Raw genomic sequence first — 24,600 nt, forward strand, 5'->3', positions numbered from 1 at the left:
TTCAATCTGCCTTCAGGAACTCACGCAACACCCCGGCCGCCTGTTGCATCAGCAGGTAGTTCTCGGCTGACAGGTCGCGTTCGACCAGGTCGAAGTGACACAGCGTGCCCACGAGTTGTCCGCGCTCGTCGCTCACCGGAACGCCGTGGTAGGCCACCATCACGCCCTGGTAGGGATGGCCGTCGAGGCGGCCATCCTGGCCCGAATTCCGGGTGAGGAAACTGCCGTCTCGCAGCACGAACTGGCAGAGGCTCACGTCCAGGGGCACTTCGGCCAGGTACTCTGGCCGGACTTCACCAGCCTTGTCGTACAGACCGATGTTCTTCAATCGGGCGTCCTGAAGGCGGTACACGGCGGTGTAGCGGTGCTCGATGCGCTGGTTGAGATACTTCAGGCCACCGTCGATGCCGGCCTCGCTGAGCGCGGCGCGCAACTGGTCCAGGGGGGCGGTGAGCGTGGAAGAGGCCATGGTGTCGGGCTGGAGATTGGCGTGGGAAGCCCTGGAGAATACCCGTAGTGGCAGATTCCGGTGGACGCCGGCCGTGCCGCTGCATCTGCCCCTGGGGCCGGTTCGGCCCGCGGGCATTCAGTTCATGCGCAAGACGATGTTTCCGAGCAGCTTGCCCAGTTGCCGGGTGTCTTTTTCGCTGAGGCTCACGGCCAGGGCGTCGTGGAACTCGGAAGCCCGCTGGGAAAGGCGTCCGAACAGTTCGAGCCCGACGTCGGTGATGAACACCAGCACCCGGCGGCTGTCCTGCTCGTCGACGATGCGCTGAACCAGACCCGCCGCCACCATGCGGTCGATGAGCTTGGTCATCGTGGGGGGATTCATGCCCAGCAGCGTGGCCAGCTCTCCAATGGGCCTGCCGTTCTCGTCGGACAGCTTGTCCAGCACACGCCACTGCTCGGCGGACGCACCCACCTCCGACAAGGCCTTGTCCAGACCGCGGGCCAGGCGTCGGTGCGCCTGTTCAAGCAGCAGGGTGATGTCGATGGAGGACGGCATGGCGTTTCAGGGGCACAAGGGTTTTCCATATTCTAGATTTAGTTGCCGCGGAAATCAATTGAACCTACACTGACCCGGACATTCTTCAATGCCTCATGTTGAGCAGCCCTTCAATAACCGGAAGCTTTGCGGCCCCGTACCAGTTTGGCCAGCGCGTCAAAAGGGGAGGCCAGCAAAGGGCTTCGGCGTGGCGCGACGGTGACCGCACGTTCTCGGTGGGCCTGTTCGTGCCGATGTCGGGGGTGGCTGGTATCTGGGGGCCTTCGGCCATTGCGTGCGCCACGCTGGCGTCGGAAGAAATCAACCGGTTCGGTGGCCTGATCGGGCGCGAGATCTCGCTCAAGTGCTTCGATGCGTCCGACGAGGTGGAAGACATCTCGGACATGACCCGCGAGGTCGTGGAGAGCGGCAGCATCGACGTCATCGTGGGCATGCACACCAGTTCCGTGCGGCGCTCCGTGATCGAAGGTTGCCGGGGTCGTCTGCCCTACATCTACACGGCGTTGCACGAAGGCGGCGAGGGTTCCAACGGTGTGTTCACGCTGGGCGAAACTCCCGAGCGGCAGTTGCGCCCGGCCATTGAGATGTTCGTTTCGGAAAGGCACGCGAGGCGCTGGATGTTCGTGGGCAACGACTACCAGTGGCCCTGGATCTCGCACCGGCTGGCACGGCGGTATGTGCATGAGGCCGGTGGCACCGTGCTGTCGGACACCTACGTGCCCTTCAACGTGGGGGACTTCAGCGAGATCCTCGAGCGGATCGAACGGGAAAAGCCGCAGGCGGTGCTGCTTTCGCTCGTGGGGCAGGACGCCATCGACTTCAACCGTGCCTTCGGGCATGCGGGACTGGCGTCGCGAACGCTGCGCCTGTCGTGCGCGATCGAGGAGAACATGCTCCTGGCGATCGGCGATCGCAACACCGAGGACCTGTTCGTGTGCTCGGGTTACTTCGGCGCCCTCGGCGATGACGCCAACATGGGTTTCAAGGAGCGTTACCACCAACGCTTCGGCCAACGCGCGCCCACCCTGAATTCGCTGGGTCAGTCGACCTATGAGGGCGTGCACTTTGCAGCGGCGCTGGCCGCGCGCGCGTCGCAGCGCCAGGGCGCCGGCCTGATCGAGTATGGGGGCGTGCGGGGGATCGACTGGCGTGGCAATGCCAACGTCACGTATCCCGTGCACCTCGCCCAGGTCGACGGCCATTTCTTCCACGTGGTCAGAACCTTCTAGGGCCCGTCGGCCTGCTGAAAGACACCCCGGGTAAGTACCGAGGATTTTATTTCCACGGAAAGTAATAATTATTTCCGTGGAAAGTAAATTCCTGGTTGCGTCAGATTTTCGGGGGTGTGTGTGGCTCTTCTTGCTTGGATCGTTCTCGCCATCGTCTGCGTTGTCCTGGGCATCGCGTTTCTTCAGCGCTTCTACCGCAAATCCACGCGAGACACGGCGTTGTTGCGAACGGGTGCCGGCGGGCAGAAGGTCGCGCTGGACGGCGGCTTCTTCGCGCTGCCCATCCTGCACCGCGTGGATGAAATCAACATGCGCTCGCACCGCATCCTGGTCCAGCGCGAGGCCGAAGGCAGCCTGCTGACGGCCGACAAGTTGCGGGTGGACGTCCGTGTGGAGTTCCGGGTGCGCGTGGCACCCGAGCCTGCGGGCGTCGCCGCCGCCGCGCAGACCTTTGGCGCGCGGGTTCTCCGTTCGGAAGAACTGTCCCGCATGCTGGAGGGCCGGTTTGCCGATGTGGTGCAGACGCACTCGGCGGTGCGAACGCTGGATGAATTCCATGAGAAGCGCGGCGAGTACGTGGATGCGGTGCGGCGTTCGCTGAGCGAGGAACTGGCCGCCAATGGCTTGATGCTGGAGTCGGTGGCGCTGGTGCACTTCGACCAGACACCGTTCTCGTCGCTGAACGAGAACAACGTGTTCAACGCGGTCGGCATGCGCCGGCTCGCGGAGATCGTGGCCGACAACAAGAAGCGACGGGCCCAGACCGAATCCGACTCGGAGATCGCGGTGGCGCAGACGCAATTGCTCACCACCAAGCGGCGCATCGAGCTGTCGCTGGAGCAGGAGGAAGCACAGACCAGCCAGCGCCAGGCCATCGAAACCAGCCGCACCCGCGCGGAGGCCGAGATCGCGAAGACCCGCGAGGTTTCGCAACTCTCGGTGGAGCGTGCGCGCCTGGAGCGGGAACGGGAACTGGCCGAGACGCAGATCCAGAAGGACAAAGGACTCGACCAGGCCCGGCTGGAGGCCAGGCTTGCGCTGGAGGTCCAGCGTGTGAACCAGGCCATCGAACTCACGCACCACCTGCAGGCGGAGGCATTGGCCTCGATCGAGGAAGAGCAGGCCAAGACGCGGCTGGTGCTGGCGCAGGAGATGGGTCAGACCGAGCGCGAGCAGGCCGTGCAGCAGCGCCTGCAGGCCCTGGCAGTAGCGCGTGTCGAGCAGGACGCGCAGGTCAGTGCCTTGCGCGTGAAGTCGGAGGCGGAGCGCGTGGTCGAGATGGCTCAGGCCGAAGCGCACGCGCTGCAACTGCGCGCCAAGGGTCAGGAGTTCAGCGCCATGGCCGAGGCGGCCGGCGTGTCGGCCCGCGTGGCCGCCGACAACCACCAGAGCGCAGAGCTCATGCAATACAAGGTCGAGCTCGCCCGCCTGAAGGCGCTGCCGGAGCTGGCCGAGAAGATGGCCAAACCGCTGGAGAAGATCGAATCCATCCGCATCCACCACCTGTCCGGCCTGGGGGGCGGCCATGCCGGCGTGTCAGGCGCAGGCCAGGGTCCGATGGACGCGATCTACGACATGGCGTTGAACCTGCCGGTCCTCAAGAAGCTGGGGGAAGCGCTGGGTGCCGATCTCGACATGAACGTTCCGCAACTGGCGCGAGCCGAAGCCGATCACGCCCGCGCTTCGCTCGAGCACCAGAAGGTGCACGCCACCCACAGTCCCTCTTCCATCACCACCCACAAGGAGTAATGCCATGACCGCCACCCGTCGCGACCTGTTGATCAAGGGTTCCCTGTTGTCCGCCGCTGCGGCGCTGGGCCCGCGTGCCTGGGCCGCCGATCCCATCAAGCTGGGCAGCCTGCTCGACACCTCGGGCAACTTCGATGCCTATGGCAAGCCCATGGACATGGCGACCGACCTCGCCATCGAGGAGATCAACAAGGCCGGCGGCCTGCTGGGCCGTCAGGTGCGCAAGGTGGGCTACGACACGCAGTCCAACATGGCGATGTACACCAAGTTCGCGCAACAGGTCACCCGGCAGGACAAGGTGGACGTGGTGATCGGCGGGATTCTCTCGGCCTCGCGCGAGGCGATCCGCCCCTTGCTCAACCGCGAGAAGGTGCTGTATGTCTACACCCCGTTGTACGAAGGGGGTGTGTGCGACGGCAACACCTTCCTGACCGGTATCACACCGGCGCAACAGGCCGAAGTGCTGGTGCCGTTTGCCATGAAGAAGTGGGGCAAGAAGGCTTACATCCTGGCCGCCGACTACAACTACGGCCAGTACATGGCGAAGTGGTTCCAGAAGTTCCTCGCGGAGAACGGCGGCTCGGCGGCTGGCGTCGAGTTCTTCCCGCTGGACGTGGCCGACTTCAATTCGACCATCGCGAAGATCCAGCAGGCCAAGCCGGACTTCGTGCTCAGTGCACTCGTGGGTGGGGCGCACATGTCCTTCTACCGCCAGTGGGCCGCAGCGGGCATGAAGGCCAAGATTCCCATGGCCTCGTCGACACTGGGCGTGGGCAACGAGCACCAGGTGCTGACCGCGACCGAAGGCGATGGCATCCTGGTGGCCTACAACTACTCGACCGAACTGCAGAACCCCGCCAACAAGGCTTTCCTGGAGAGCTGGGGTCGCAAGTACAACGGCAACACCAAGGCCATCCACGAGCTGGCCGCGTCGCACTACCAGGGCATCAGGCTCTGGGCCGAGGGCGTGAAGAAGGCGGGCAGCCTGTCGCGCGACAAGGTGGCCGCCGCGATGGCCTCCGGCCTCGCGATCGATGCGCCGTCCGGCAAGGTCACGGTGGACCCGCAGACCCACCACGTCACGCTCGACGTGCATGTGATGGAGATGCGCAACCAGCAGCTCAAGGTGGTCCAGTCGTTCTCGCAGCGTGGACCGCGCGAAACCCAGGCGGTCTGCGACCTGAGGAAGAACCCGAAGTCGAGCACCCAGCACGAGATCAAGCTGTAGCCGGCGCGCCGCCCCGTCACCTGCTTTGCGTGCGGGCTCCGCAGGGGCCCGCACGAGCCTCATCCATTCCACGGACGCCATGGACTTCTTCCTCGTCAGTCTCTTCGAGCTTGCCTACATGGTGTCGACGTTGGCCCTGGCGTCGGCCGGGCTGGCACTGATCTTCGGCCTGATGAGGGTCATCAACCTCGCGCACGGGGAATTCATCGTGCTGGGAGGCTACGCGACGATCGTGGCTTTGAAGCTGGGTTGCAACGTGTGGGTGGCGATGCTGGTGGTGGCGCCCCTGGCGGTGGGGGTCTTCGGTCTGCTGGTCGAGCGGATCGTCATCCGCTGGCTGTATGGCCGCACGATCGACACCATGCTCGCCACCTGGGGGCTATCGCTCGCGATTTCGGGAATCCTGTCGACCACTTTCGGTGCGACCACATCGGGTGTTCCCAACCCGCTCGGTCCGGTGGTCATCGGCCAGTTCACCGTGGGCGGGTACAGCCTGTTCGTGATCTTCGTTGCCGTGGTCCTGCTGGTCCTGCTCTACCTCGTGTTGCGGTTCACGCGGGCCGGTCTGGTCGTGCGCGGAGCGATGCAGTCGGCCGAGGTCTCGGCTTCGCTGGGCCATTCGCCCAAGCGGATCTACATGGTCACCTTCGTGGTGGGCAGCATGGTGTCTGGCCTGGCTGGCGGCGTGCTGGCGCCGTTGGTGGCGCTCACGCCCACGGCGGGTGGCCAGTTCATCGCCAAGGCCTTCATCACGGTGATCACAGGGGGCGCCTCCGTGGTGGCCGGCACCGCTTCGGCCAGTGCGCTGCTGGGCACCGTGACCAAGGTGTTCGAAACCTTCGCCACCCCCGTGGTGGGCGAGATGGCCCTGCTGCTGGCGGCCGTGGTCATCCTGCGCCTGTTGCCGCAGGGCATCACCTCGCGCTGGTTCAAGGGGGCCGCATGAAAAGGCCGCAGACCCCGCAGGCCCGGCGGCGCGTGGTACGCGTCTCGGGTGCAGCGCCATCGCGCATTCCCTCGAGCTGGTGGACCGGCTTTGCACTGACGCTTCTGCTCATGGCCCTGGCCCCGCTGGTGGTCAGCGAATACACGCTCACGCTGCTGGTGGTCTTTGCCATCCTGGCGCTGTCCCTGGCGTTCGTGTGGGGGGTGGGGGGCATCCTGTGTTTTGGCCAGGCCGCCTTCTACGGGCTGGGTGCCTACGCGTATGCGGTGTCCGCCATCAACCTGGGCGAGTCCACCGGTGCGGTGGTGCTGGCGGTGCTCATCGCCGGTGCGGCCGCGATGGCGCTGGGCGCCATGATGTTCTACGGCCGCATCGGTGACGTCTACCTGGGTGTCATCACCCTGGTCGCCACGCTGCTGCTGTTCAAGTACGCCAACAGCACGGCGGGTGAGGCCTACGCCATCGGGTCGGCCCGTCTGGGGGGATTCAACGGCATCCCGGGGTTTCCACCGCTGAACGTGCCGGGCGATCCGTCGTCGCCCATCACCGGGCTCGGCCTGTACTACGTGGCCGCCGTGTGCCTGCTGGCGGTGTGGCTGCTGTTACGCTGGCTGTGTGCGCGCAGCTTCGGTCGACTGCTCAGCGGCATCCGGGAAAACGAGTTGCGGGCCGAACTGCTGGGCTACGACGTGCGATGGGCCAAGACGCTGGCGTTCGGGCTCGGGGGCGCGGTGGCGGGCCTGGCCGGGACGCTCTATGCGTGCTGGGCCGAGATCGTGACCCCCGAGGTGTTCTCGCTGGGTGTGTCGGCCGAAGTGATCATCTGGGTGCTGGTCGGCGGCCTCGGGACCTTGTGGGGACCGATGTTCGGCGCCGTGTTGCTGGGCGCGCTCAAGGGCTTGCTCGGCGGCCAGCAACTGATCGACAACACCGTCGTCATGGGCCTGCTGCTGGTGCTGGTGGTCTTGTTCCTGCCCAGCGGCCTGCTGCCTTCGGTGACGCGCCTCTGGAAGGCCCGTCGGTCGGCGCCAGCCCGCAAGGAGCACCAGGAATGACGCCCGTCACGGTGGTGGAAGCCACGGGTGTCGTGATGCGCTTTGGCGGTGTCACGGCGGTCGATGGCGCGTCCATGAAGCTCCGGCGCCACGAGTTGCGCTGCCTCATCGGGCCGAACGGTGCCGGCAAGTCAACTTTCTTCAAATGCCTGAGCGGGCAGCTCACGCCCACAGAAGGCGAAATCTTGCTCAACGGCGAGTCCACCGCCGGGCTCCAGGTGCACGAGGTGTCGCGCCGGGGCGTGGGTGTGAAGACCCAGGTGCCCAACCTGATGAACGGCCTCAGCGTGCACGAGAACCTCTGGCTCTCCGCGCGCTCGGTGGGCACGCGCACGCGCGCCGAGGTATCGGCGCGCGTCGACGCACTGATCGAGCAACTGGGCCTGGGTCCGCACGTCTGGACGCCGGCAGGTGCACTCGCCCACGGGCAGCGGCAGATCGTCGAGCTCGGCGTGGTTCTGGCGCCCGACCCCTGGCTGGTGCTGCTGGACGAGCCAGCAGGGGGCCTCACGCGCGATGAAGTCGACCGCATGGCCGAGCTCGTGAAGGACCTCACCGCCACGGCCACGGTGGTGGTGGTCGAGCACGACATGAGCTTCGTGAGCGCGATTGCCCAGACGGTGACCGCTTTTCACCAGGGAAAGATCCTGGCCCAGGGGACAGCCGCCGAGGTGCTGGCAGACGAGCAGGTCCGGGACGTCTATCTCGGCAAGCAACATGGGGTGCACAAATGAATTCGACCGTCACGGACCAGGAGGTGTCTGCGCTCGAGGTGAGTGGTGTGCAGGCCGGCTATGGGGCGATGACCGTGCTGCGCGGGCTCAGCCTGCACATCGGCAAGGGAGAGATCGTGGGCGTGCTCGGTGCCAACGGCATGGGCAAGAGCACCTTGATGAAAGCGCTTGCTGGCGTGATTCCCCTGCAGGGCGGCGTGGTCCGCGCCGACGGCGTGGAGATCAATGCCCTGGAACCCCATTCGCGTTCGCGCATGGGCATCAGCTATGTGCAGCAGGGTCGCGGCATCCTGGGCACGCTGACGGCCCGGGAAAACCTGAGCATGGCGTGGTCCCGCGCGCTCGGGGAGCAGGAAGACGCCGCGATCAACCGGGTGCTTGCGCTCTTTCCCCGTTTGCAGCGCCTGCTCGATCGTCGGGGTGGCGCGCTCTCGGGTGGCGAGCAGCAGTTGCTGGCGCTGGCGCGTGCCCTGGTGTCCCAGCCCTGGCTGCTGTTGCTGGACGAACCCACCGAAGGCATCCAGCCCAACATCATCGGCGAGATGGCGCAGACCCTGGTGCGGCTGCGCGATGAAGAGGGCATCTCGATCCTCGTGGCCGAGCAGAACCTCGACTTCATCCTGGACTGCGCCGACCGGGTGCTGGTGCTGGAGAAGGGCGCCATCGTCCATGAATACACCGAGTCGGAACTGCGGTCGTCGCAGGCGCTCGAGCAACTGCTGGGCTGGGGCGCGGCCCGTTCGACCCGCGGTGCCCAGCCAGCGGGTCGTGCGCCACTCCAACCCGGTCCTTCCCCATCCACGGCAGCGCCCATGCGCTCGCCCACACATCCCCCCCACAAGGAGAACACCATGGCATTGCGCCGCCCGAGCATGGACCAGATGCGGGAACTGGCCCGCAGCCTGCACATGAACATGCCCGACTCGGAACTGGGCCAGTACCTCGAGCAGATGGAGCCCAACTTCCTGGCGTACGAACGCGTCGACCAGCTGCCGGATTTCCTGCCGGAGGTGGCCTATTCCCGCACGCCCGGGCGACGCCCGACGGCCGAAGAGAACCCGATGAACGCCTGGTACATCAAGACCGACATCCGCGGCGCCGATAGCGGGTCGTTGCGCGGCCAGAAGGTGGTGCTCAAGGACAACATCGCCCTGGCTGGCGTGCCGATGATGAACGGCGCTTCCACCCTGGAGGGCTACGTGCCGGAGATGGACGCCACGGTGGTGCGGCGCATCCTGGACGCCGGCGGCACCATCGCCGGCAAGGCGCACTGCGAGTACTTCTGTCTCTCGGGCGGCAGCCACACCAACGCCACCGGCCCGGTGCACAACCCCTGGCGCACGGGCTACATCGCCGGCGGCTCTTCCTCGGGCTGTGGCGCACTGGTCGGGGCCGGGGAGATCGGCATGGCGATCGGGGGCGACCAGGGGGGGTCGGTGCGGATACCGTCGGCCTTCTCCGGCTGCTACGGCATGAAGGCCACGCACGGGCTGGTTCCCTACACCGGCGCCATGCCGATCGAGGCGACGATCGACCACCTGGGTCCCATGACCGGCAACGTCGCGGACAACGCCCTGCTGCTGGAAGTGATTGCCGGCGAGGACGGGCTGGACCCCCGCCAGCACGCTTCGCCCAAAGTGCGCTACACCGACGCGCTGTCCCGTGGCGTGAACGGCCTGCGCATCGGTCTCTTGCGCGAGGGCTTCGGTCAGGTCGGTGCCACGCCTGGCGTGGATGCCAAGGTTCGCGCGGTGGGCGAGGTGCTGGCGCGCATGGGCGCACGGGTGGAGGAGGTCAGCGTGCCCATGCACCTGGACGGACCGGCCATCTGGAACCCGATCGCCCTGGAGGGCCTGCAGGCGCAGATGATGCACGGCAACGGCATGGGGTTCAACTGGAAGGGCATGTACATGGTCAGCCTGCTGGACAAGCACGCCGGCTGGCGCGCGCGCGCCGACGAGTTGTCGCCCTCGCTGAAGGTGTCCATGTTCGTGGGCGAGTGGTTCCTGCGCCACCACCGTGGGCACTTCTATGCCAAGGCTCAGAACCTGTCGCGGCAACTGCGCCAGGCTTACGACAGCGTGCTCGAACAGTTCGATCTTCTGCTGATGCCCACCGTTCCCATGACGGCGCAGCCGATACCGCAGCCCGGCGCGCCCATCGCGGAGATCATCGGCCGCGCATTCGAGATGGTTGGCAACACCTCACCGTTCAGCTCGACCGGCCATCCCGCCATGAGCGTCCCGTGTGGCCTGGTTGGCGGGCTTCCGGTCGGCGCCATGTTCGTGGCCAGGCACTGGAACGAAGCCACCATCTACCAGGCTGCTGCTGCCTACGAGCGGGCAGGGGACTGGAGGACGTTTTGAGCAGCAACCCCTTCTCCAGCTTCACCGGCGGTGCTTCGATTTCGCAGCGGCCGCTGGCCGGCCTGTCCCATGTGAAAGGCGCCACGCAGCCCGAACTCTCCCGGCTCACCATTGGCGAGCTGTTGGACCAGGCGGTGGCATCCCATGCGGACCGCGAGGCGTTCGTGTTTCTGGAGCACCAGGTGCGCTGGACCTGGAGCGAGTTCCGCCGCGAAGTGGACCGGGTGGCTGCAGGCCTGCTGAGCCTGGGCGTGGAACGCGGCGACCGGGTCGGCATCTGGTCGCCCAACCGGCCCGAATGGGTGCTGGTGCAGTTCGCCACGGCGCGCATCGGGGCCATCATGGTGAACATCAATCCCGCCTACCGCGTGGCCGAACTCGAGTACGCCCTGGGTCAGGTCGGCGTCAAGGTGCTGCTGTGCGCCGAGGTCTTCAAGTCCAGCAACTACCTCGACATGCTGCGCAGCATTGCACCTGAAATGGCGCAGGCTGCGCCCGGGCGCCTGCGGCTGGCGCGACTGCCCGCCCTGGAAGCGGTGGTGCAGTTCGCAAGCGTGCCGCACCCGGGCACGCTCACCTTCGAGCAACTGGGCAAGCTGGCCGGACCCGCCCAGCTCGCGCGTGTGGTTGCGGTGAGCGCCGGGCAGCGGTGCGACGACCCCATCAACATCCAGTTCACCAGCGGCACGACGGGAAACCCCAAGGGCGCCACGCTGACGCATTTCAACGTGGTCAACAACGCCCGCTTTGTGGCCCACGCGATGCGACTCGGCTCGCAGGATCGCCTGTGCGTGCCGGTGCCGCTCTACCACTGCTTCGGCATGGTGCTGGGGGTACTGGCCTGCACGGCCACGGCCAGTTGCCTGGTGTTTCCCGGCGAAGCGTTCGACCCCGCAGCCACGCTGGCTGCCGTGTCCACCGAGCGCTGCACCGCGTTGCATGGGGTGCCGACCATGTTCGTGGCGATGCTCGGCGTGCCCGGCTTCCAGGACTTCGACCTGGCCTCCCTGCGCACCGGGATCATGGCGGGCGCACCGTGCCCGATCGAAACGATGAAGCAGGTCGTCACGCGCATGCACATGCCCGAAGTCACCATCGCCTACGGCATGACCGAGACCTCGCCGGTCTCGTTCCAAAGTGCCACCGACGACTCGCTGGAACACCGGGTCACGACGGTGGGCCGCATCCAGCCGCATCTGGAGGTGAAGATCGTCGATGACTCGGGCCAGGAAGTGCCCGTGGGCGAAACCGGAGAACTGTGGACCCGGGGCTACTCCGTCATGCGCGGCTACTGGGGCGACGACGCGAGGACCCGCGAAGCCATCGTGGACGGCTGGATGCGCACCGGCGACCTGGCCACGATCGATGCCTCGGGCTACTGCAACATCGTGGGCCGGCTCAAGGACATGCTCATCCGTGGCGGGGAGAACATCTACCCCCGCGAGATCGAGGAGTTCCTGTACCGGCATCCCGCGGTCCAGGAGGTGCAGGTGTTTGGGGTGCCCGACCCCCGCTACGGCGAGGAGATCTGTGCGTGGGTGGTTCGCAAGCCGGGTACGATGTTGGCGGAAGAAGACCTGAGGACGTTCTGCCGCACGCAGATCGCCCACTACAAAGTTCCCCGCTACATCCGGTTCGTGGACAGCCTGCCCATGACCGTGACGGGCAAGGCGCAGAAGTTCGTGATGCGCAAGGCCATGCTCGATGAGCTGGGGTTGTCCGAGGTGGCCACCGCCTGATGCCCTGTTCTGCTGCAACCCCATCGACATGACCCAAGAGAACCCAACCTTCGAACAAGCCCGACAACTCCTGCTTCAACTGCGCGGCCAGCAGCCCGAGGCCGCGGAGCGCTTCCAGTGGCCGCAGCTCACCACCTTCAACTGGGCGCTGGACCATTTCGACGCGTTGGCGCAAGGCAACGGCGCGCCCGCGCTGTGGATCACCGAGGCCGACGGCGGCGAACAGCGCTTCAGCTTCGCCGACATGGCGGCGCGCTCCAACCAGGTGGCGAACTTCCTGCGCGGGCTCGGTGTGCGCCGTGGCGACCGCATCCTGCTGATGCTGGGCAACGAGGTCGCGCTGTGGGACACCATGCTCGCGGCGATCAAGCTGGGCGCGGTGCTCATCCCCGCCACCGCGCTGCTCACACCCGAAGACCTGCGCGACCGGCTGCAGCGCGGCGAGGTGCGGCACGTGGTGGTGGCCGCCGCGCAGACGGACAAGTTCGCCGCCTTGCCCGGGGATTTCACGCGCATCGCCGTCGGCGCCGCCACGCAGGGCTGGCACGATCTGGCGCAGGCGCTCACGCAGCCTGCCGCCTTCACGCCCGATGGCCCCACGCAGGCCACCGACCCGATGCTGCTGTACTTCACCTCGGGCACCACCGCGCAGCCCAAGCTGGTGCTGCACACGCACCAGAGCTATCCGGTGGGGCACCTGTCCACCATGTTCTGGCTCGGCCTGAAGGCTGGCGACATTCACCTCAACATCTCATCGCCCGGCTGGGCCAAGCACGCCTGGAGCTGTTTCTTCGCGCCCTGGAACGCGGGGGCCTGCGTGTTCATCCACAACACGCCGCGCTTCAGCGCAGCCGCGTTGCTGGAGGTGCTGGCCCGCTGCCGCGTGACCAGCCTGTGCGCGCCGCCCACGGTGTGGCGCATGCTGATCCAGGAAGACCTGGGCGCGTGGCGCGGGCGCCTGGGCTTGCGCGAACTCATTGGCGCGGGCGAGCCGCTCAACCCCGAGATCATCGAGCAGGTGCAGCAGGCCTGGGGCTTGCCGCTGCGCGATGGCTACGGACAGACCGAGACCACCGCGCAGATCGGCAACGTCGCGGGCCAGCGGCTCAAGCCCGGTTCCATGGGCCGGCCCCTGCCGGGCTACCGCATCCGCCTGCTCGATGCGGACGGCCACGAGGCCGACGAGGGCGAGGTCTGCATCGACCTCTCGCACCGTCCGCTTGGCCTGATGGTGGGCTACCTCGACAGCCCCGAGAAGACCGCCGAGGTCATGCGCGATGGGCACTACCACACGGGCGACACTGCCGCGCGCGATGCCGACGGTTACCTCACCTTCGTAGGCCGCGCGGACGACGTTTTCAAGGCCTCGGGCTACCGCATCAGCCCGTTCGAGCTGGAGAGCGCGCTGATCGAACACGAGGCCGTGACCGAAGTGGCCGTGGTGCCCGCGCCCGACCCGATCCGCGGCGTGGTGCCCAAGGCTTATCTCTTGCTGGCCGCCGGTGCCACCCCCGGGCCCGAACTCGCGCGCGACATCCTCGGCTTCGCGCGCGAGCACCTGGCCGCCTACAAGCGTGTGCGCCGCATTGAATTCGTGAGCGAGCTGCCCAAGACCATCTCCGGCAAGATCCGCCGCGTGCAGTTGCGTGCCCAGGAGGTGGAGCGCGATGGCGCCGGGCGCCGTGGCGAGATGGAGTTCCGCGACGACGACTTCCCCGAACTCAGGCAAGGCGGTAGTGCCTGATGCCGGTTGAGGTCAAGGCCCCGTGCTGACACTCACCTGGCCCGTGGTGGCCGCCGTTCTGGTGGGCGCCTTGCTGCATGCCGCCTGGAACGCACTCGTCAAGAGCAGCGGCGACAAGGCGCTGGACACCGCGCTGCTGCATCTGGTGGGTTCAGCGGTGGCGCTGCCGGTGTTGTTGATGACGGGCCTGCCCGGTCCGGCCAGCCTGCCTTTCATTGCGGCGTCGGTGGTCATCCACATTGGCTACTACGTGGCCCTGGTCGGCGCGTACCAGCATGGTGAACTCGGGCTGACTTACCCGATCATGCGTGGCTTTGCACCGCTGCTCGTGGCCCTGGCCAGCGGCAGCCTGCTGGGGGAATCGCCCAGCGTGACGGCCTGGGCCGGCGTCATCGGCATCACCACCGGTGTGGCCCTGGTGGGGCTGGCCCACCCGGGTGAAGCGCTGCACCATCGCAAGGCACTGCTCTATGCCTTTGCCAACGCCGGAATCATCGCCCTGTACACGGTGGTCGACGGGCTGGGCGTGCGTGCCGAGGTGGCATCGGGGGGCAACGCCTTGCGCTACGTGTTGCTGCTGTTCGTGCTCAACGGCATCTGCTATCCGCTGATGGTGTGGTGGCGGCGCCCCGCCGCCGGGCGCGCCGAGATGCTTGGCTACGCCCGGCGGCGGTGGCCCATGGCGGCCTTGGGCGCTGTGGCTTCCATTGGCTCCTACGCCATCGCGCTCTGGGCCATGACGCGAGCGCCGGTGGCCAGCGTGGCCGCACTGCGCGAGACATCGGTGCTGTTCGCCGCCGTGATGGGCACGCTGCTGCTGAAAGAGAAGTTCGGCATGCAGCGCGCCATTGGCACGGCGGTGATCGTCGCCGGCGTGATGGCCTTGCGACTGGGCTGAGCGCCGGATCAGCGCCGGATCAGCGCCGGATCAGCGCCGGGGTGGCGGCGTGGTCGGCTCCACCTTCACCTTGAGTTCCCGCGCGGCTTCCAAGTGCTGGTGCAGGTGGGGCAGGTGCCTTGTGGCAAACGCCTTGATCTCCGGGTCGCGGGCTTCATTGGCGGCCTTCTCGAAGAGGCGGATCGTGTCCTGGTGGGCCTCCACGCCCATCTGGATCACGTAACGCCGGTCAAAGCTCTCGTCGGCCATGCCGCCGATCACCATTTCCTTGCCCTTCTGGAGCATCGAGGGCTCGGTGGGCGGCTTGTAGTTGCGGGCCATGGCGAGGGTGACCAGTTCTTCGCCGATGCGGGTGTGGTCTTCGATCACTCGCTGGGCAAATGCCTGCACCTGCGGATTGCGTGCCTTGGTCAGCGCCAGGCGGCCCGCCGACAGTTCGGCATGTCCATTCTGCGCGGCCTGTTCCAGGAAGGCCTGGTCTTGCCGGGCGAGCGTGTCGGCCATGGCGTGGCCGCCCAACATCAGGGCGACGACCAGGCTGGCTTGTTGCAGGGTGCGTTTTTTCATGAAGATTCTCCTTGTGACACGGATGTTTCAAGGGCAAATCCAGTGCCTGCCTTGAATTAGCCGCCCGGTGGGCACGGCATTTGCCGGCATCGTCACAGGAGATCGCCATGCACCGAACGTCCCGAAACCTGGTTTTCTTGCTGACCACCCTCGGGTTCCTGGCGCTGTTCTGCGCACCAGGAAGGCGGGAGCGGCGCGCTGCGCCAGCACCGGAGCCCGGCTTTCTGCTGGCTTCTGTGGCGGGGAAGAGGATCCGGGCGCTGCCGTCGATTCACCTGCGCCGCCGCGCTGGGTCCGCAGGAGTTGATTCCTTTGCGGGCTGCGCCTCGGGACGTTGCCCGCCCGCGCCCGGCACGTAGCGCTTGCGTTGCGCCGCGTCAAGACCCGGTGATGCGCGCATGTCGGTGTCCACCTGGCCGGCCTCCAGGTCCTTGCTGGCCTGTTTCATTCCGGCATCGGGCGCAGGCGCTGTGTTGCGCGTCGACTGATCGCGCTCATGCGGCAGTTCCAGGTGCTCGTCTTCGGACTGCGGCGGTGGTGAACCGGGTGCACGCGGTGAGCGGTCCACGGGATGGCGGGGGGCGGGGTGATCTGCACGATCGGGACGTTGTCTTGCCATGGTGTTTCCTGATGAGGGTTCTCTATCCGGGCAAGGCGCGTGCCTGTCCAGCGGGCACGTGCCTTGCCGCAGCTCCAGTGCCCTCAACAAGTACTCAAGGAGCTGCCATGAACCGAGAACCATTCCTGCAGATGCATGCCCACGTGCCGGAAGTGCCCCAACCTGCACCGCCGATTCCGCCCCCCTATCCCGAGACACCGCCTGGCCGGCCGACCGAGTTGCCGCCGGATATTCAGGAACCGGGCACGCCAGGGAGGGAAACGCCTCCCGAGGGAGATCCACCTTTCAAGCCCAATCCGGTGGTCACGCTGCACTGAAGTCATCCCACGAGGCAGATCACACGCGGCAGATTGTTGGTCCGGATAAAAATGGCATCATGGGCGCCGCCGCGCGCGGCCACGCTAACAGCGCGCCCACAGGAAACACACATCGATGACCCATGCCTTGATCGTGGACGACGACGTCGACGCCGCAGCCATGCTAAGCGAGCTCATTGCATTGCAGGGTTTGACCGTCGCCACCGCCAATTCCTTGCGCGATGCGCGCAAGCAGCTCGCCCTTCAGACCCCCGACCTGGTGCTCCTCGACCTGCGCCTGCCCGACGGCAGCGGCATGGATCTGTTCTCCGACCCGGAGCTGCTGGCCGATTCGGAGGTGGTGCTGATGACCGGGCACGCCAGCCTGGAGACCTCCATCCTGGCGTTGCGCCTGGGTGCGGTGGACTACCTCGTCAAGCCTGTCACGCTCAAGCACCTGCAAGGGGTGCTTTCGCGAGTCACCAAGCCCGCGGTGCTCAAGGCCGAGGTGGCGGGCCTCACCGCCAACCTGGCCAGCACCGGCAATTTCGGACAGCTCTGGGGCCGCTCGGCCTGCATGCTGCGCGTGTACGAACAGATCAGCCGCGTGGCGGGTTCGGGTGTCACCGTGTTCATCACGGGTGAGAGTGGCACCGGCAAGGAGGTGGTGGCGCAGACCATCCACGAGCTCAGCCGCCGGCGCAAGATGCCTTTTCTGGGCGTCAACTGCGGCGCCATTTCGCCCAACCTGATCGAGAGCGAGATCTTCGGACACGAAAAGGGCAGCTTCACCGGCGCGGACCGCCAGCACCAGGGCTTCTTCGAGCGCGCGGCCGGCGGCACGCTGTTCCTCGACGAGATCACCGAGATGCCGCTGGACCTGCAGGTGAAACTGCTGCGTGTGCTGGAGACCGGGCGCTTCATGCGCGTGGGCGCGGCGCAGAGCCAGGAAACCGATGTGCGCATCATTGCCGCCACCAACCGTTCCCCCATGCAGGCCGTGGCCGATGGCCACCTGCGCGTGGATCTGATGTACCGCCTCAACGTGTTCCCCATCGAAATGCCACCGCTGCGGGAGCGGCTGTCGGATGTTCCGCTGCTCGCTGGCCGTTTCCTGCGCCTGATCGGCGAACAGGAGGGCAAGGAGAAGAGTTTCACGCCAGCGGCTCTGGAGCAACTCAGTGCCTACCACTGGCCGGGCAACGTGCGCGAACTTCGCAATGCCGTGCAGCGCGCCTACGTGATGGCGTCAGGAAGCACCATCGACACGCAGTGGTTGCCGCACCCTTCGGGCTGGTCGCCGCCGCAGCAGATCGACAGCTTGGACGCCGCGCCGCCCGTGGCGCGAAGCGTGGAGCCCGGGGTGGTCCACGCGCAGGCCGAGGCTCCGCGCGAGTCTGTGGTGGTTCCCATCGGCATTTCGCTGGCAGAGGCAGAGCAGAAGATCATCCTGGCCACGCTGGAGCACTACGGGCGGCAGAAGGAACGCACCGCTGCTGCACTGGGGATCAGTCTGAAAACGCTGTACAACCGGCTCAAACAGTACGCGGCTGACGACAAGCCTTGAGAAAGGGGTGGCACGCCGATTGCCCCTGCAAGGCGGCGGGCCGGTATCACGCTCTTGGCGGGATGGGGCCCATGCCCATCGCTCAACACCCCTTCAGGAGATTCCCAATGGCCAACACCAGCACCCACCCCTCATCCATCGACGCGCGGGGCGCGAGCACGCCTGACGCCAATGAGATCGTCTCTCGCGTGGCCCAGGGCGCTCATGAGACCGTGGATCGCCTTGCTGAAAAAGCGGCCCCTGCGGCGCAGAAGCTGGAGTCGACCGTCGCACACGCCAGCGAAGCCCTGCACAACCAGGTGAATCGCGCGCGCGAACTCGGCGACGAATGGACAGACAACCTGCGCGGCACGGTGCGTGAGCATCCGCTGACCTCGGTGGGGGTGGCGCTCGCCATCGGCATGCTGTTTGCGCGACTGACCCGCTGAAGGTGCGCCTTCCTGCGCCCCCCTTCAGGAGACTCCCATGAGCGAGACCCGACCGTGCGCCTTGCTGTGCTCCTCCATCAGTGGCGGCAACGACGTCAGGCAGGCCACACCTCCGTCGCCACCGGCGCCGCCTGAAGACGAGAGCGCGGACCCGGTGGGAGATGGTCACAGCGACGCCGAACTGGCGGAGCGAAAAAAGCCGTCCTCGGGGAATCCCGTCCCGAAACCCGCCTGACATCAAGAAAAGACCCGCCTGGAGCGGGTCTTTCCATGGGTGTCCGGAAGGATCAGTCTGCCGTGGCCCGGTACTGGTTGCGCAGGTTGCGGATCTGGTCGTGGTTGCGTTTGACGCCGGCCAGTTGTGCCTCGACCATGGCGCGCACTTCCACCGGCAGGTCCTCCTTCAGGGCTTCGCGGTAGCGATCCAGGGCCGTGTCTTCACCGCGCTCGGTTTCCTCCAGCATGGCCAGATCGGTGTAGCCCGAGAGCGTGCCTTTCACGGCAACCCAGCCTCTGTGCACCGTGCCACTCGCGGTTCCGCTGTCCTCCGGCTTGCCGCCCAGGCGAACGACCAGCGTCTGCAGTTCGGCCGCTGCGGCGCGACAGTCTTGTGAGCGCGCCAGAAACAGGTCCTTGATCTGCGGATCGGCAGCGTGGTCTGCGCTGGCCTTGAAACCGTACTCACCATCCTTGCAGGTTTCGATGAGGTTGTTCAGTGTCTTGATGGTGTCTTTGTCTTTCATGGCGTTCCTTCTTGAAAGTGGATGGGACGCCGGCCCCGGCGAACTTTCCTGTCCACCGCTTCCGACCTCTTCAAAGGGCACACGGCGTACCCGACACCGTCGAGCGTTTTTCAAGAGGGGGCGCGGTAGGGGTGTCGGGGTGCTGCAATATTTACCGCAAGGGGTTCGCAACGAGAAACGGTGGCTGCCCGACCCCCTCGGGGGTCAGGCACCCGGTTTGCCAAGAGCATGCGCTGCTTTCCATTTCTGGCGCAGTTTTTCTCAACTCCAACCAGGACTAGCCCATGAACCGCTCCCTTCATCACCTCAAGACGTGGCCGGTGGCCGCCATCGCCATGGCCGTGGCCTGCTCGGTTTCTGCCCAGACGCCACCACCGGGCAACGACAGTTCCACCACCACCATTGCGCAGGCGGGTGGATCCACGACGGCAACCACCCCGACGACCGGGCCGCGCATGTCCGGCGAAGGCGGCTATTCGCTCATCCCTTACTCCTCACGCGGCTACATCGGCATCAACGCCGGGCGCCCGGACTACGATCTCGATTGCGGGCTCGGTGGCTTCAACTGCTCGGACAGCAGCACCTCGTTCAACCTGTACACCGGTGGCATGTTCAATGACTACCTGGGTGCCGAGGTCGGCTACGTGAACCTGGGCAAGATGCGCCGCGGCGGCGGCACCAGCAAGGCGCACGGCATCAACCTCAGCCTGGTCGGCAAGCTTCCGCTGGGCGCATTCAATGTGTTTGGCAAGCTCGGTACCACCTACGGTCGAACCGAAGTGTCGGCCAGCGCGCTTTCCGGTATTTCCACCGGCAGGGCCAGTGGCTGGGCGGGTTCCTATGGCGCAGGCGTCGGCTACGACCTGACCCCGAACTCTTCCATCGTGCTCGAATGGGCCCGCTACGACATGCGCTTTGCCGGCGTGGGCAAGCGCGAGGTGAACACCACCAGCCTGGGCTATGTGCACCGCTTCTGAAGCACCTGCCTGAAAGCAAAAAAGGGATGTTGAAATGTTCAACATCCCTTTTTTTGGGCCTGAGTTGCTGGCGGCGTTCAGGGGGTGGAGAATGCGCCACCGCATCCCTTTCCCTCATCACGAAATCATGCCCGCAGCTTCGCTCCTCCCGGATCCGGGCTCGACCCCCGGCTCTGGCCTCTGCATGCTCATTGCCGACGACGATCGCGATTCCGCCGAGTCTCTGGTGCTGCTCATGGAACTCCATGGTCACACGGTTCACCTGGCTCACGATGGAGAAGAAGCCCTGGCTGTGGCGCAACGCATCCGGCCGCAGGTGTCCATCCTCGACATCGGCATGCCCCAGCTTGACGGACACTCGGTGGCACGCCGCATTCGCGAGTCGCTGCCCGGCATGCCGATGCTGATCGTTGCGCTCACCGGCCGCGAGCTGCCCGAGGACCGCCAGCGTTCAGCGGAAGCTGGTTTTGACCACCATTTCATCAAACCCCTCATCCTGAGCGAACTGCATCGATACATCCAGCGCTGGCGAGATGGCGATGGCGCGGGACTTCCCCCGAAAGGTTGATCGTCATGTCTGTCCTGCAGACCATCTGGACCACGCTGCAAGGGGAGTTCTCGGACCTTGCAGAAGTGGAACGCATCACGCGTGCCACCTGGCGCATGGGTGAGGCGCTCGTACTGGGTGCCCTGATTGGGTGGGACCGCGAGCGGCGCGATGCGGAAGCCGGTCTTCGCACGCACATGCTGGTCTCACTGGGTGCAGCACTTTTTGTGCTGATCTCGCGGGAGACCGGCATGGACGACGACCAGCTCAGCCGTGTGGTGCAGGGGCTGGTCTCGGGCATTGGGTTCCTGGGCGCGGGTGCTGTGCTCAAGGACCAGGAGGAAGGCCGCATCCATGGCCTGACCACCGCAGCCAGTATCTGGGCCACGGCGGGTGTGGGCATGGCCGCTGGCATGGGTCACACGGGCATCGCGATGCTTGCCACGTTCTTCATTCTCATCGTGTTGGTGTGGCTTCGTCGGTTGGGTCGCTCCATTCGCCGCCGGCAGGAAGCCGAGTCGACACCGCAGCGCGATAGATGAGGCACCCCGTTGTTCAAGGGCAGAATGGTCGTCTCTTTGACTGAAGGTGCCCGATGCCCGCCCATGGAAATCCTTTCGCCGCACTGGCCGACCAGCTCACCGATCGACGTGACGCCATCCTGAACGCATGGCGGCGTGCGGTGTCGGCCGACACCTCGCTGACCAGTGGAGATGCCTTGCCGCACGCCCAGCTCAACGACCATATTCCAGCGGTGCTGGAGGGCTTTGAAGCGCATCTTCGCTCGGAGTCCAGCGAGGCAGAGCGCCTGGGCGATGCAGCCGCACACGGCCTGCACCGCTGGCAGCAGGGTTTTGGCCTGTCCGAAGTGGTCCGCGAGCTGGGCCGGCTCAACGAATGTGTGGTGAGCGAACTCGAGTCGCTGGCCGCAGGGCCACCCGTGCACGCGCCAGAGGTCATGGCGCGCGCGCGCCTGGCCTGGGCGCAGGTCTACAGCGTGGCCGTGGGGGCCAGCACCAACCAGTACTTCAAGTTGCAACAGATCGAGGCCACGGCCTACACCCGTAGCCTTGAGCAAGGCCTGGAGACCCTGCGCCGGATGGAGCAACAGCGTGCCCAGCTCTGGCAGGAGGCCGCCCACGACCTGCGGGGTAACCTGGGGGTCGTCAGCAATGCCACCCAGGGGTTGGGAACGCCGAACGCCGATCCGGCGGTCCGTGAGACATTCCTTCGCCTGCTCGGCAAGAACGTGAAGGCGCTGCACCACCTTCTGGACGATGTCACCACCCTCGCGCGACTACAGAGCGGACAGGAGGAGCGCCACATCGAGCGCGTGGACGTTGCGCCCCTGTTTCGCGAGCTGTGGGAATCGCTGGAAGGGCATGCGCAGCAAAAGGGCTTGACCTTCAAGCTCAACGGGCACACGCCTTTCGAGGTGCGCTCCGATGCGGTGAAGTTGTACCGCATCGCACAGAATCTCCTGCTCAACGCGATCCGCTACACGCACAAGGGCGGGCTTGAACTTTCGTGGTCGGACTGCGGCGCCGAGGATCCCGATCGATGGATGCTGGTGGTGAGCGACACCGGTCCGGGCATCGGGAACGGCGGGTCCTCCGAATTGAAGAATGCGCTGGAGGTGGCCACGCAGCATGCGGACCAGGTGGCCTTCGACTCGAAGGAAGACAAGGTCACCCACATCGAGGAGGAGGACGCGGGCGTACCGGAGCCCGGCGCCACGCCGCAGACGGACCGGCACGGCGAGGGCATCGGCCTGTCCATTGTCAAGCGCCTGTGCGAATTGCTCGATGCCACCGTGCAGGTGGAATCCAGTGTGTCGGGCACGCGGTTCGAAATTCTCTTTCCGCGCGCGTACGACTGAGAAGGCAGAACGGGCACACCCCTTGCCAATGAAGTTTGGCGTCAGCCGCTCAACGAATCTTCGGTGGGTGCAACGGACGTTGAACATTCATTGACACCAGGAGCCAACATGTCCCACTCTTTCATTCGCACCACCACTTCCACCGCCTGCGGGCTGGTGCTCGTTCTTGCCAGCGGCATGGCGTTTGCACAGCCCAGCGGTTCCGGCCCTTCGACAACCACACCGACCTCTCCAGGCACGCCCTCCACAGCGCCGATGACACCTCCTGCCTCGGGCATGGGTTCGGGTACCACCTCGCCCTCGACGATGCCCTCGACCACTGCGCCGTCGACCACGCAGTCCACGACGCCCGGCACAAGCGGCACCACCGATGGCACCATGCGCGCACCGCGCGCTGACCGCAACTGAGCGTGCTGCCGAGCCGACCGGATGAGGCCGTGCCCTCGTCCGGTCACTTCAGCATGGTCGACAAGGGGCGCGTCTCGGGCAGGATGTAGATCGACCCTTTGCCAGGTGCGAACAGAGGCTCGATGACGTCGTTGTAAAAGCCCTCAGGCACGTTGATGCAACCGTAGGAGATGCGGTTGTCGCCGGGGTCGTGGGTGGCCAGTCGCTCCAGCCTTCTTTCGCTGGTGTTCGCCGAGCGCACGCGGTGCAATGACACCGCGGCGTCGTAGTCAACCCAGTAGATGCTCTCACCCTTCGCATTCTTTCCTGGCTCCATGTGAAATCGGCCTGCGGGTGTGGTGCGCTCGTGCGGCTGGATGGAAGCGATCGGTTTGTCACCGATGCCGGGTACCGAGTCGTCTCCTCTAGCCAGGCCGAGCAGCACCGGTGTGGCGCCCGCCAGGCGTGCCTGGGCATCGAATACCCACGCGTGGGCAAGGCGTTTGTCCAGCACGACAAAAGGCTGTCCCGCCAGTTGTCGCTGCTGCTGCACCCATGCCACGGTGTCGCGGGCACCCGCGGAGAGAGGCACGGTCTGAGCGCCGAGCGTCCCGCTGCCGGCTGCCACGATCCAGGCCATCAGGGCGACGCGCGGACCGGTGCGCTTCATGGCGTTGTTTCTTCCACGGCCGCAGGCACCGCGCTGCGGCGGCGGGCGCCGCGTGGCGCCTTGTGGGCGATGACCCGGTGCACCAGGTGCAGCTTTCTCACCGCGGGTTGTGACAGCACGAAGGGGTAGATGTCCATCACACCCATGCTGCGCGAGATCTCGTTCAAGGCCACCGTGAGCTTCATCCAGTGATTGAGCCAGCTCAGAAAGCGCGCGTTGGTGTGCTCATCCCCTTCGCCTTCTTCCAGCACCGAAGGGCCAAAGGGCTCCCCCGCGAGTTCCACGCGGTTGCCCCGAATGCCGAAGCCGCGCGCTGTGCCCAGGGTGTCTCGCATGTGAAGGTAGTGGGCCCAGGTCTCAGCCCAGTCTTCCCAGGGATGGCAACTGGCGTAGGCGCTGACGTGGCGCGTGCTCCAGTCGGCCGGCGCCCCCCGGTCGTAATGCGTCTGCAGCGCCTGCTGGTAGTCGGCCCGCTCGTCTCCGAAGACCCTGCGGAAGGGTTCCAGCCAGGGCGAGTCTTCCACCAGGCGCTGCCAGAAGTAGTGCCCTGATTCGTGGCGGAGATGGCCCAGCAGTGTGCGGTAGGGCTCGCGCAGTTGCGTGCGGCGCTGTTCGCGTGTGGCATCGTCTGCCTCCTGTGCGTCCAACGTGATCACGCCATCTTCGTGCCCGGTGACGACCGGGGGGGCGCCTGGCAGGCTGACCAGGATGTCGAACGCCAGTCCGCGCACCGGGTCTTCTGCTTTTGGCACGAGCGGCAGGCGCAAAGCCAGCAGCGAGGATGCCAGGCGCCGCTTGGCCAGTTCGATGCGCCCCCACCACCCGGCGTGTTCTGGCGTGCCGAGATCGGGCAGGGTGCGCGTGAGGCGGCAGCACAGGCAGAGTTCGGGCGCCGGCTCTTCCGGTGATTCGACGGGAATCAACCAGTTGCAGGCCGCGGCCGTCGCGAGGTTCACGCAACGGCGGTAGAGGCGTGTTCGTGTGGCGCTTTCCACGCTGCGCCAGAGGCCCGGACTCTCGGCCGGCTCCAGGGGCAGCAGCTTGCCGCGCAGGGCGTCGTAGCCCAGCGGTTTCATGCAGGCCAGGCAGACGCTGTTGCGAAAGAAGATGGGTTGTTGGCAGACGCAAGTGAAAGCGCGGTTCATGGGCGGGATTTTCCTCCGTTCGGGTTTTGCGGTCGGTGCGGGCGTTCTGCTGGCATGTGCTGTGCCTGCCTCGGCGTTCAC

26 protein-coding genes are annotated in these 24,600 nt (G+C 66.1%); 18 read left to right on the forward strand and 8 right to left on the reverse strand.

The features are described 5' to 3' along the window. Position 1 precedes the first annotated feature (1 nt). Positions 2 to 469 (reverse strand): guanylate cyclase, encoded by a 468-nt coding sequence (locus tag ACTIF6_RS10500; protein ID WP_439587922.1) that lies wholly within the window; start codon positions 467 to 469, stop codon positions 2 to 4. Positions 470 to 586: 117 nt separating this feature from the next. Further along, the gene (locus ACTIF6_RS10505) at positions 587 to 1,006 is read right to left on the reverse strand and encodes a MarR family winged helix-turn-helix transcriptional regulator (RefSeq protein ID WP_439587923.1); all 420 of its coding nucleotides are present in this window, start codon (positions 1,004 to 1,006) and stop codon (positions 587 to 589) included. 95 nt (positions 1,007 to 1,101) lie between these two features. Between ACTIF6_RS10505 and ACTIF6_RS10510 the strand changes: the two genes are divergently transcribed. The 10 genes from ACTIF6_RS10510 (at position 1,102) to ACTIF6_RS10555 (ending at position 14,694) form a co-directional block, all read left to right on the forward strand. Further along, positions 1,102 to 2,235: a substrate-binding domain-containing protein gene (locus ACTIF6_RS10510; protein WP_439587924.1), complete on the forward strand. Its 1,134-nt coding sequence runs from the start codon at positions 1,102 to 1,104 to the stop codon at positions 2,233 to 2,235. Positions 2,236 to 2,355: 120 nt separating this feature from the next. Further along, positions 2,356 to 3,984, forward strand: a complete 1,629-nt coding sequence (locus tag ACTIF6_RS10515) for a flotillin family protein (protein ID WP_439587925.1) — start codon at positions 2,356 to 2,358, stop codon at positions 3,982 to 3,984. Positions 3,985 to 3,988: 4 nt separating this feature from the next. Beyond that, the gene (locus ACTIF6_RS10520; protein ID WP_439587926.1) at positions 3,989 to 5,212 is read left to right on the forward strand and encodes an urea ABC transporter substrate-binding protein; all 1,224 of its coding nucleotides are present in this window, start codon (positions 3,989 to 3,991) and stop codon (positions 5,210 to 5,212) included. A 79-nt stretch (positions 5,213 to 5,291) separates the two neighbouring features. Then, on the forward strand, positions 5,292 to 6,158 hold the full coding sequence (locus ACTIF6_RS10525; RefSeq protein ID WP_439587927.1) for an ABC transporter permease subunit: 867 nt from the start codon (positions 5,292 to 5,294) through the stop codon (positions 6,156 to 6,158). Beyond that, positions 6,155 to 7,213: a branched-chain amino acid ABC transporter permease gene (locus ACTIF6_RS10530; protein ID WP_439587928.1), complete on the forward strand. Its 1,059-nt coding sequence runs from the start codon at positions 6,155 to 6,157 to the stop codon at positions 7,211 to 7,213. The genes ACTIF6_RS10525 and ACTIF6_RS10530 overlap by 4 nt, the downstream gene beginning before the upstream one ends. Continuing rightward, the gene (locus ACTIF6_RS10535) at positions 7,210 to 7,947 is read left to right on the forward strand and encodes an ABC transporter ATP-binding protein (RefSeq protein WP_439587929.1); all 738 of its coding nucleotides are present in this window, start codon (positions 7,210 to 7,212) and stop codon (positions 7,945 to 7,947) included. The genes ACTIF6_RS10530 and ACTIF6_RS10535 overlap by 4 nt, the downstream gene beginning before the upstream one ends. Further along, positions 7,944 to 10,313, forward strand: a complete 2,370-nt coding sequence (locus tag ACTIF6_RS10540; protein WP_439587930.1) for an amidase — start codon at positions 7,944 to 7,946, stop codon at positions 10,311 to 10,313. The genes ACTIF6_RS10535 and ACTIF6_RS10540 overlap by 4 nt, the downstream gene beginning before the upstream one ends. Beyond that, complete coding sequence (locus ACTIF6_RS10545; protein ID WP_439587931.1) at positions 10,310 to 12,052, forward strand: AMP-binding protein; 1,743 nt, start codon at positions 10,310 to 10,312, stop codon at positions 12,050 to 12,052. The genes ACTIF6_RS10540 and ACTIF6_RS10545 overlap by 4 nt, the downstream gene beginning before the upstream one ends. A 28-nt stretch (positions 12,053 to 12,080) precedes the next feature. After that, on the forward strand, positions 12,081 to 13,796 hold the full coding sequence (locus tag ACTIF6_RS10550; RefSeq protein ID WP_439587932.1) for an AMP-binding protein: 1,716 nt from the start codon (positions 12,081 to 12,083) through the stop codon (positions 13,794 to 13,796). Between the two features lie 22 nt (positions 13,797 to 13,818). After that, positions 13,819 to 14,694, forward strand: coding sequence for an EamA family transporter (locus ACTIF6_RS10555; RefSeq protein ID WP_439587933.1), 876 nt, complete (start codon positions 13,819 to 13,821; stop codon positions 14,692 to 14,694). Positions 14,695 to 14,724: 30 nt separating this feature from the next. Here the strand turns inward: ACTIF6_RS10555 and ACTIF6_RS10560 are convergent, their stop codons facing one another. Together ACTIF6_RS10560 and ACTIF6_RS10565 are read right to left on the reverse strand one after the other, a co-directional pair. Beyond that, positions 14,725 to 15,261 carry a DUF4142 domain-containing protein gene (locus ACTIF6_RS10560; protein WP_439587934.1) on the reverse strand — a complete coding sequence of 179 codons (537 nt, stop codon included), beginning with the start codon at positions 15,259 to 15,261 and terminating at the stop codon, positions 14,725 to 14,727. Between the two features lie 271 nt (positions 15,262 to 15,532). Then, entirely contained in the window at positions 15,533 to 15,880 is a 348-nt protein-coding gene (locus tag ACTIF6_RS10565) for a hypothetical protein (RefSeq protein WP_439587935.1), read from the reverse strand. 107 nt (positions 15,881 to 15,987) lie between these two features. Between ACTIF6_RS10565 and ACTIF6_RS10570 the strand changes: the two genes are divergently transcribed. From ACTIF6_RS10570 to ACTIF6_RS10585, 4 genes are all read left to right on the forward strand, one after another. After that, the gene (locus ACTIF6_RS10570) at positions 15,988 to 16,197 is read left to right on the forward strand and encodes a hypothetical protein (protein WP_439587936.1); all 210 of its coding nucleotides are present in this window, start codon (positions 15,988 to 15,990) and stop codon (positions 16,195 to 16,197) included. A 115-nt stretch (positions 16,198 to 16,312) separates the two neighbouring features. Next, a complete protein-coding gene (locus tag ACTIF6_RS10575; protein ID WP_439587937.1) occupies positions 16,313 to 17,743 on the forward strand; it encodes a sigma-54-dependent transcriptional regulator in 1,431 nt (476 codons plus the stop codon). A gap of 107 nt (positions 17,744 to 17,850) precedes the next feature. Further along, complete coding sequence (locus ACTIF6_RS10580; protein ID WP_439587938.1) at positions 17,851 to 18,171, forward strand: DUF883 family protein; 321 nt, start codon at positions 17,851 to 17,853, stop codon at positions 18,169 to 18,171. Between the two features lie 37 nt (positions 18,172 to 18,208). Next, positions 18,209 to 18,406, forward strand: coding sequence for a hypothetical protein (locus ACTIF6_RS10585; RefSeq protein ID WP_439587939.1), 198 nt, complete (start codon positions 18,209 to 18,211; stop codon positions 18,404 to 18,406). A gap of 52 nt (positions 18,407 to 18,458) precedes the next feature. On the opposite strand, the gene ACTIF6_RS10590 is transcribed toward ACTIF6_RS10585, so the two are convergent. Then, on the reverse strand, positions 18,459 to 18,914 hold the full coding sequence (locus ACTIF6_RS10590; RefSeq protein ID WP_439587940.1) for a PA2169 family four-helix-bundle protein: 456 nt from the start codon (positions 18,912 to 18,914) through the stop codon (positions 18,459 to 18,461). Between the two features lie 284 nt (positions 18,915 to 19,198). On the opposite strand from ACTIF6_RS10590, the gene ACTIF6_RS10595 reads away from it, so the two are divergent. From ACTIF6_RS10595 to ACTIF6_RS10610, 4 genes are all read left to right on the forward strand, one after another. After that, on the forward strand, positions 19,199 to 19,891 hold the full coding sequence (locus ACTIF6_RS10595; protein ID WP_439587941.1) for an outer membrane beta-barrel protein: 693 nt from the start codon (positions 19,199 to 19,201) through the stop codon (positions 19,889 to 19,891). A 127-nt stretch (positions 19,892 to 20,018) separates the two neighbouring features. Beyond that, positions 20,019 to 20,459, forward strand: coding sequence for a response regulator (locus ACTIF6_RS10600; protein WP_439587942.1), 441 nt, complete (start codon positions 20,019 to 20,021; stop codon positions 20,457 to 20,459). 5 nt (positions 20,460 to 20,464) lie between these two features. Beyond that, positions 20,465 to 20,980, forward strand: coding sequence for an MgtC/SapB family protein (locus ACTIF6_RS10605; RefSeq protein ID WP_439587943.1), 516 nt, complete (start codon positions 20,465 to 20,467; stop codon positions 20,978 to 20,980). Between the two features lie 53 nt (positions 20,981 to 21,033). Then, positions 21,034 to 22,317, forward strand: a complete 1,284-nt coding sequence (locus ACTIF6_RS10610) for a sensor histidine kinase (protein WP_439587944.1) — start codon at positions 21,034 to 21,036, stop codon at positions 22,315 to 22,317. Between the two features lie 41 nt (positions 22,318 to 22,358). On the opposite strand, the gene ACTIF6_RS10615 is transcribed toward ACTIF6_RS10610, so the two are convergent. The 3 genes from ACTIF6_RS10615 to ACTIF6_RS10625 form a co-directional block, all read right to left on the reverse strand. Then, complete coding sequence (locus ACTIF6_RS10615; RefSeq protein WP_439587945.1) at positions 22,359 to 22,697, reverse strand: hypothetical protein; 339 nt, start codon at positions 22,695 to 22,697, stop codon at positions 22,359 to 22,361. Between the two features lie 71 nt (positions 22,698 to 22,768). Continuing rightward, positions 22,769 to 23,374, reverse strand: coding sequence for a L,D-transpeptidase (locus tag ACTIF6_RS10620; RefSeq protein WP_439587946.1), 606 nt, complete (start codon positions 23,372 to 23,374; stop codon positions 22,769 to 22,771). After that, positions 23,371 to 24,519: a zinc-binding metallopeptidase family protein gene (locus ACTIF6_RS10625; protein ID WP_439587947.1), complete on the reverse strand. Its 1,149-nt coding sequence runs from the start codon at positions 24,517 to 24,519 to the stop codon at positions 23,371 to 23,373. The genes ACTIF6_RS10620 and ACTIF6_RS10625 overlap by 4 nt, the downstream gene beginning before the upstream one ends. Between the last annotated feature and the right edge of the window lie 81 nt (positions 24,520 to 24,600).

The organism is Hydrogenophaga sp., assembly GCF_051860785.1.
Taxonomy (GTDB): Bacteria; Pseudomonadota; Gammaproteobacteria; order Burkholderiales; family Burkholderiaceae_C; genus Hydrogenophaga.

Coding starts and splice junctions, on each gene's coding strand:
- ACTIF6_RS10505 (WP_439587923.1), bottom strand. CDS start 1,006: ATGCCGTCCTCCATCGACATCACCCTGCTGCTTGAACAGGCGCACCGA.
- ACTIF6_RS10600 (WP_439587942.1), top strand. CDS start 20,019: ATGCCCGCAGCTTCGCTCCTCCCGGATCCGGGCTCGACCCCCGGCTCT.
- ACTIF6_RS10605 (WP_439587943.1), top strand. CDS start 20,465: ATGTCTGTCCTGCAGACCATCTGGACCACGCTGCAAGGGGAGTTCTCG.
- ACTIF6_RS10590 (WP_439587940.1), bottom strand. CDS start 18,914: ATGAAAGACAAAGACACCATCAAGACACTGAACAACCTCATCGAAACC.
- ACTIF6_RS10535 (WP_439587929.1), top strand. CDS start 7,210: ATGACGCCCGTCACGGTGGTGGAAGCCACGGGTGTCGTGATGCGCTTT.
- ACTIF6_RS10610 (WP_439587944.1), top strand. CDS start 21,034: ATGCCCGCCCATGGAAATCCTTTCGCCGCACTGGCCGACCAGCTCACC.
- ACTIF6_RS10595 (WP_439587941.1), top strand. CDS start 19,199: ATGAACCGCTCCCTTCATCACCTCAAGACGTGGCCGGTGGCCGCCATC.
- ACTIF6_RS10585 (WP_439587939.1), top strand. CDS start 18,209: ATGAGCGAGACCCGACCGTGCGCCTTGCTGTGCTCCTCCATCAGTGGC.
- ACTIF6_RS10580 (WP_439587938.1), top strand. CDS start 17,851: ATGGCCAACACCAGCACCCACCCCTCATCCATCGACGCGCGGGGCGCG.
- ACTIF6_RS10530 (WP_439587928.1), top strand. CDS start 6,155: ATGAAAAGGCCGCAGACCCCGCAGGCCCGGCGGCGCGTGGTACGCGTC.
- ACTIF6_RS10550 (WP_439587932.1), top strand. CDS start 12,081: ATGACCCAAGAGAACCCAACCTTCGAACAAGCCCGACAACTCCTGCTT.
- ACTIF6_RS10570 (WP_439587936.1), top strand. CDS start 15,988: ATGAACCGAGAACCATTCCTGCAGATGCATGCCCACGTGCCGGAAGTG.
- ACTIF6_RS10620 (WP_439587946.1), bottom strand. CDS start 23,374: ATGAAGCGCACCGGTCCGCGCGTCGCCCTGATGGCCTGGATCGTGGCA.
- ACTIF6_RS10525 (WP_439587927.1), top strand. CDS start 5,292: ATGGACTTCTTCCTCGTCAGTCTCTTCGAGCTTGCCTACATGGTGTCG.
- ACTIF6_RS10575 (WP_439587937.1), top strand. CDS start 16,313: ATGACCCATGCCTTGATCGTGGACGACGACGTCGACGCCGCAGCCATG.
- ACTIF6_RS10625 (WP_439587947.1), bottom strand. CDS start 24,519: ATGAACCGCGCTTTCACTTGCGTCTGCCAACAACCCATCTTCTTTCGC.
- ACTIF6_RS10500 (WP_439587922.1), bottom strand. CDS start 469: ATGGCCTCTTCCACGCTCACCGCCCCCCTGGACCAGTTGCGCGCCGCG.
- ACTIF6_RS10520 (WP_439587926.1), top strand. CDS start 3,989: ATGACCGCCACCCGTCGCGACCTGTTGATCAAGGGTTCCCTGTTGTCC.
- ACTIF6_RS10540 (WP_439587930.1), top strand. CDS start 7,944: ATGAATTCGACCGTCACGGACCAGGAGGTGTCTGCGCTCGAGGTGAGT.
- ACTIF6_RS10510 (WP_439587924.1), top strand. CDS start 1,102: ATGTTGAGCAGCCCTTCAATAACCGGAAGCTTTGCGGCCCCGTACCAG.
- ACTIF6_RS10565 (WP_439587935.1), bottom strand. CDS start 15,880: ATGGCAAGACAACGTCCCGATCGTGCAGATCACCCCGCCCCCCGCCAT.
- ACTIF6_RS10560 (WP_439587934.1), bottom strand. CDS start 15,261: ATGAAAAAACGCACCCTGCAACAAGCCAGCCTGGTCGTCGCCCTGATG.
- ACTIF6_RS10615 (WP_439587945.1), bottom strand. CDS start 22,697: ATGGTGCCATCGGTGGTGCCGCTTGTGCCGGGCGTCGTGGACTGCGTG.